This is a genomic window from Roseiarcus sp. (assembly GCF_052145395.1).
In the GTDB taxonomy this organism is placed as follows: Bacteria; Pseudomonadota; Alphaproteobacteria; order Rhizobiales; family Beijerinckiaceae; genus Roseiarcus.
Map to the genome: position 1 here is coordinate 1 of NZ_JBKQOT010000875.1, position 5028 is coordinate 5028.

Annotated in this window: 4 protein-coding genes; 2 read left to right on the plus strand and 2 right to left on the minus strand. The window is 69.3% G+C overall.

Annotated features, from left to right (window positions below; genetic code table 11):
* A partial coding sequence (locus ACLP25_RS30380) for an isovaleryl-CoA dehydrogenase (protein WP_442472815.1) occupies nt 1-1587 on the minus strand: 1587 nt, incomplete at its 3' end.
* A gap of 101 nt (nt 1588-1688) precedes the next feature.
* Here ACLP25_RS30380 and ACLP25_RS30385 point away from each other — a divergent pair.
* A complete protein-coding gene (locus ACLP25_RS30385; protein WP_442472816.1) occupies nt 1689-2543 on the plus strand; it encodes a C40 family peptidase in 855 nt (284 codons plus the stop codon).
* Between the two features lie 45 nt (nt 2544-2588).
* On the opposite strand, the gene rpmE is transcribed toward ACLP25_RS30385, so the two are convergent.
* The gene (gene rpmE, locus ACLP25_RS30390) at nt 2589-2819 is read right to left on the minus strand and encodes a 50S ribosomal protein L31 (RefSeq protein WP_442472817.1); all 231 of its coding nucleotides are present in this window, start codon (nt 2817-2819) and stop codon (nt 2589-2591) included.
* A 172-nt stretch (nt 2820-2991) separates the two neighbouring features.
* On the opposite strand from rpmE, the gene ACLP25_RS30395 reads away from it, so the two are divergent.
* Complete coding sequence (locus tag ACLP25_RS30395; RefSeq protein WP_442472818.1) at nt 2992-4803, plus strand: ABC transporter transmembrane domain-containing protein; 1812 nt, start codon at nt 2992-2994, stop codon at nt 4801-4803.
* Nucleotides 4804-5028 lie beyond the last annotated feature (225 nt).

Below are 5028 nucleotides of genomic sequence, written 5' to 3' on the forward strand. Positions count from 1 at the left end.
GTCGGCGACGGGCGAGCCCGCCCGGATCAGCGCCGCGGCCTGAAGCCCGGTCGCCAGCCGGTCGCAGATGTCGCGGGCGCGGGCCTCGAAGTCGGCGAGATCCTGCATGTCGTCCTTCAGCGCCGCGAGATGAGCGTCGAACGCGGCGCTTTCGCCTCTCGCCGCGCCGACTTCGGCGAAGTAGGCGTCCAGCGTCTCGGGCGAACTGGAGATCGCTCGGGCGATGTCGAGACACTGGACGTTGCCGCTGCCCTCCCAGATCGCGTTCACCGGCGCCTCGCGGTAGAGGCGCGGCATCGGCGAATCCTCCATCACGCCGGAACCGCCGATGCATTCGAGGGCCTCGTAGGCGTGGCCCGGCGCGCGCTTGCAGATCCAGTATTTTCCGATCGCCGTTCCCAATCGGACGAGGGCGTCTTCGTGGGCGTCCTCGCGATGGTCGAGGGCGCGGCCGATGCGCAGAGTGAGCGTCAGCGCCGCCTCGGCCTCGATGGCGAGGTCGGCGAGCACCGCGGTCATGATCGGCTGGTCGACGAGCAGTGCGCCGAAGGCCTTGCGTTGCCGGCAATGGTCGATCGCCTCGGCGACCGCCCGCCGCATGCCGGCCGAGGAGCCGATCATGCAGTCGAACCGCGTCATCGCCACCATCTCGATGATGGTCGGCACGCCGCGGCCCTCCGGCCCGACCATCCAGCCGAGCGCGCCGCGCAGCTCCGTCTCGCTCGAGGCGTTGGAGACGTTGCCCATCTTGCGCTTCAGGCGGATGACCTGAAGCGGGTTCTTGGTCCCATCCGGCCGCCAGCGCGGAACCAGGAAGCAGGAGAGCCCGTCCGGCGCCTGGGCAAGCACGAGGAAGGCGTCGCACATCGGTGCCGAGACGAAGAACTTGTGGCCGATGAGCTCATAAGGCTGCCCCGGACCCCCGGCGCCCACTGGAACGGCGCGGGTCGTATTGGCGCGCACGTCCGAGCCGCCCTGCTTCTCGGTCATCGCCATGCCGATGGTCAGGCCGTGTTTCTCGCCGGCCGGCGCGTTGCGCGGGTCGTAGACGCGGGCGGTGATCTTCGGCAGCCAGTCGCGGGCCAGATCCGGCTGGACTTTCAGGCAGGGGACGGCGGCGAAAGTCATGGTGATCGGGCAGCCGTGGCCGGCCTCGACCTGGCTCTGCATGTAGAAGCGCGCGGCGCGGGCGACATGCGCCCCTTCGCGCGGCTCGGTCCAGGGCGAGGAATGGATGCCCTCCTCGATCGCGGTCCGCATCAGCTCATGGTACGCGGGGTGGAAGCGGACGAGGTCGACGCGCCGCCCATAGCGGTCATGGGTGTCGAGTTCGGGTGGGTTTCGGTTGGCGAGCGCGCCGAGTTCCAGATACGCGGCCGACCCCGCCCGGCCGCCGAACGCCCCGAGACTGTTGGCCGCCCATTCCGCGCCCTCGCGCTGAACGCCGTCTTTCAGCGCGGCGTCGGAATCGTAAAGGTTGAAGTCGGCGAGCTCCACCGGCTGGTTGATCACCTCGTGGGTGACCGCGCCGTAGCGGTCGAAGGGGGCGTGGGCGCTTTCGTCCTCAGCCTCACCGTGGGCGTTCATGGCGGCGCTCCTTGTTTTCCAAAGATATCGTCGGGACGGGTCGGCGGAAAGGCCTTTCGCACGACCGAGACGACGGCCGCGAAACCTGCTAGCGAGCCGCCATGTCCGCACTGCTCGATCGCCGCCTCACCCCCGTCCGCCCGGATCTCGCCGCCGCGCACCTTCGCGGCCTCGTCGACGCCCCCCGCTTTGTCGAGGGCCGCGCGATGCAGGTGACGGAGGCGAGCGCGCCGCTCCGGCGCGCGCCCGCGACCGATGCGCCGCTGGAGACGGAGGCGCTCTACGGCGAGAACGTCACGGTCTACGACGACGGCGAGGAGGGCTGGGCGTGGGTTCAGCTCGAACGCGACGGTTACGTCGGCTATCTGCCGCTCATCGATCTCGGCCCGCCGGCGAAACCCACCCACCGGGTCGCGGCGCTCCGCACCCACGTCTATCCCGGTCCGTCGATCAAGCTTCCGCCCATGATGGCGCTGTCGCTCGGCGCCCGGGCGACGATCACCCGCCAAGAGCGCGACTTCGCCGTGACCGCGGACGGCCGCTATCTCTGGGCGCGCCACCTGGCGGATGCCGGCTCCCACGAGCCGGACTTCGTCGCGGTGGCCGAGATGTTCCTGCACGCGCCCTATCTGTGGGGCGGCCGGACGTCGGAGGGGATCGATTGCTCGGGCCTCGTTCAGGCCGGCATGACCGCGGCCGGAGTGGCCGCGCCGCGCGACAGCGACATGCTGGAAGCGACGCTCGGCGAGCCGGTCCCTCTGGAGGCGCCGCTGATGCGCGGCGATCTCGTGTTCTGGAAAGGCCATGTCGGCGTCATGCGCGACGAGGGAACGCTCCTTCACGCCAACGGCTGGCCCATGGCGGTGGTCAGCGAGCCGTTCGCCGAGGCGCGCGCCCGAATCGCCGCGAGCGGCGGCGGAGAGGTGACGAGCGTCAAGAGACTTGCCGGCTTGTAGGCCAGGCGCGTGGGCCGCCGCGATCAGAGATCGCGGGCCACGGCGTTACTTCTTGCCGAGGCCGAGGTTGGCGAAGCGGCTGTTGAACTTCGACAGGCGCCCGCCGCGGTCGAGGAGCTGCTGCGAACCGCCGGTCCAAGCCGGATGCGTGTTCGGGTCGATGTCGAGGTGCAGGGTCGCTCCGGGCTGCCCATAGGTAGAGCGGGTCATGAACTCGACGCCGTTGGTCATGACGACCTTGATCATGTGGTAGTTCGGGTGGATGTCGGGCTTCATCGTCACGTCTCTGGCGCAATAAGGAAAGAGCCGTCCGGGGGTCCGGCGGCTCTTTGGCTGGACTCGCTATACGGCGCCCGGGGAGGCGATGCAATAGGTCGCAGAGGCGGGCCTTGATTTCGGCCCAAACTTGAGACGTAAAGCGCTGAACAAGCTTGGAGCCAGCAACGACATGTCTTCCGCCGCCGACGGACCGCGGGCGTCCCGAGCCCCGCTCGGCGCCTTGAGATCGATGCTGCCCTACGCGCTCGCCCATAAAGGGCGCATCGCCGCTGCGCTCGTCGCGCTGTTCGTCGCATCGGCGGCGACGCTGGTCGTTCCGGTCGCGGTCCGGCGGATGATCGACTTCGGCTTTTCCGACGCCAACTCCGGCGTCATCCGCGTCTACTTCATCGGTATGCTCGCGGTCGTCGCCGTGCTCGCACTCGCCTCCGGCGCGCGCTACTATCTGGTCATGACGCTGGGCGAGCGCGTCGTGGCGGACCTGCGCTCGGATCTTTTCGCCCACCTGACGCGCCTCGATCCCGGCTTTTTCGACGCCGAGAAGACCGGCGAGATCGCCTCACGGCTGTCGGCCGACACGACGCAGCTCAAGGCGACCTTCGGGTCTTCGGCCTCGATCGCGCTGCGCAATCTCTTCATGTTCGTCGGCGCGATCGCGATGATGGTGGTCAGCAGCGCCAAGCTTTCGGCCTTCGTCCTGGCCGCGATCCCGGTGATCGTCCTGCCGCTGTTCGCGGCGGGCCGGGCGGTTCGGCAACGCTCGCGGCGCGCCCAGGATACGCTCGCGGACGCGACAGCCTTCGCCACCGAAAGCCTGTCGGCGGTGCGCGTGATGCAGTCGTTCGTGGCGGAAGCCTTCACCGCCGCGCGGTACCGCGACGCCGCCTACGGCGCCTACGAGGCGGCGCGCAGCATGTCCCAGGCGCGCGGGATCGTCACGGCGGCGGCCTTGTTTCTCGCCTTCGGCAGCGTCGTCGTCGTGCTGTGGCTCGGGGCGCAGGACGTCGTGGCCGGGCGCATGTCCGGCGGGATCCTGATGCAGTTCGTTCTGTACGCGGTGCTCGGCGCCGGCGCGCTCGGGCAATTGTCCGAGGTGTGGAACGAGGTGTCCCAGGCCGCCGGCGCGGCGGAACGTATTGGCGAACTGCTGGCGGTCGAGCCGCGCATTGCGCCGCCTCCGCACCCGCGTACGCTGCCCACGCCCGTTCGCGGAGAACTGGCGTTCGAGTCGGTCGATTTCGCCTACCCCGGGCGAGACGAGGAGCCGGTGCTGCGGGACGTGACCTTCCGCGTGGCGCCAGGCGAGGTCGTCGCCATCGTTGGTCCCTCGGGCGCCGGGAAATCCACGCTCTTCCAGCTCGCGCTGCGCTTCTACGATCCGACGCGGGGCGTGGTGAGGCTCGACGGCGCCGACGTGTCGCAACTCGTTCCCGCCGCGCTGCGGGCGGAAATCGCGCTGGTGCCGCAGGACGCCTTCATCTTTGGCGCCTCCGTCGCCGACAACATCGCCTATGGCGCGCCGAATGCGACCCGCGAGGCGGTCGTCGCCGCCGCCAGAAAGGCCGCCGCCGACGGCTTCGTCTCGGTCCTTCCGCAAGGCTACGACACGATTCTCGGCGAGCGGGGCGTCACGCTGTCGGGCGGGGAGCGCCAGCGGATCGCGATCGCTCGCGCCATCCTGAAAGATGCGCCTGTCCTGCTTCTCGACGAAGCGACCTCCGCCCTCGACGCAGAGAATGAGACCCTGGTCCAGGGCGCGCTCGAGACGCTGATGAAAGGGCGGACAACGCTCGTCATCGCGCATCGCCTCGCGACCATCGTCAACGCCCACCGCATCCTCGTCATCGAGGCCGGCTGCGTCGTGGAAGAGGGAACCCACGCCTCGCTGCTCGCGGCGGGCGGGCTGTACGCGCGCCTGGCGCGTCTGCAGTTCGAGACGGGCGCGGCGGCGCTGACCGCGGTCGCCGCGGCGGCGCAGTGACCCCAAATGTGCGGGCCGGACGGAGGCCGTCGGCCACGCTCCTGCCGCAATTTTTCGACCCGGGTCGGCGGCGACGGTGACGTGAAGAATGCCGATTAAGCGTACTTTTTGGCGCTCTATCCCACGATTTCTGCATGAAAACCGACCTTTCTCCCCGGAAAAGCGGGCCTGAAAGGGGCTCGACCGCATTCTGGCAATCTCGTGCAGCGCCTGACTCAGTTCGCC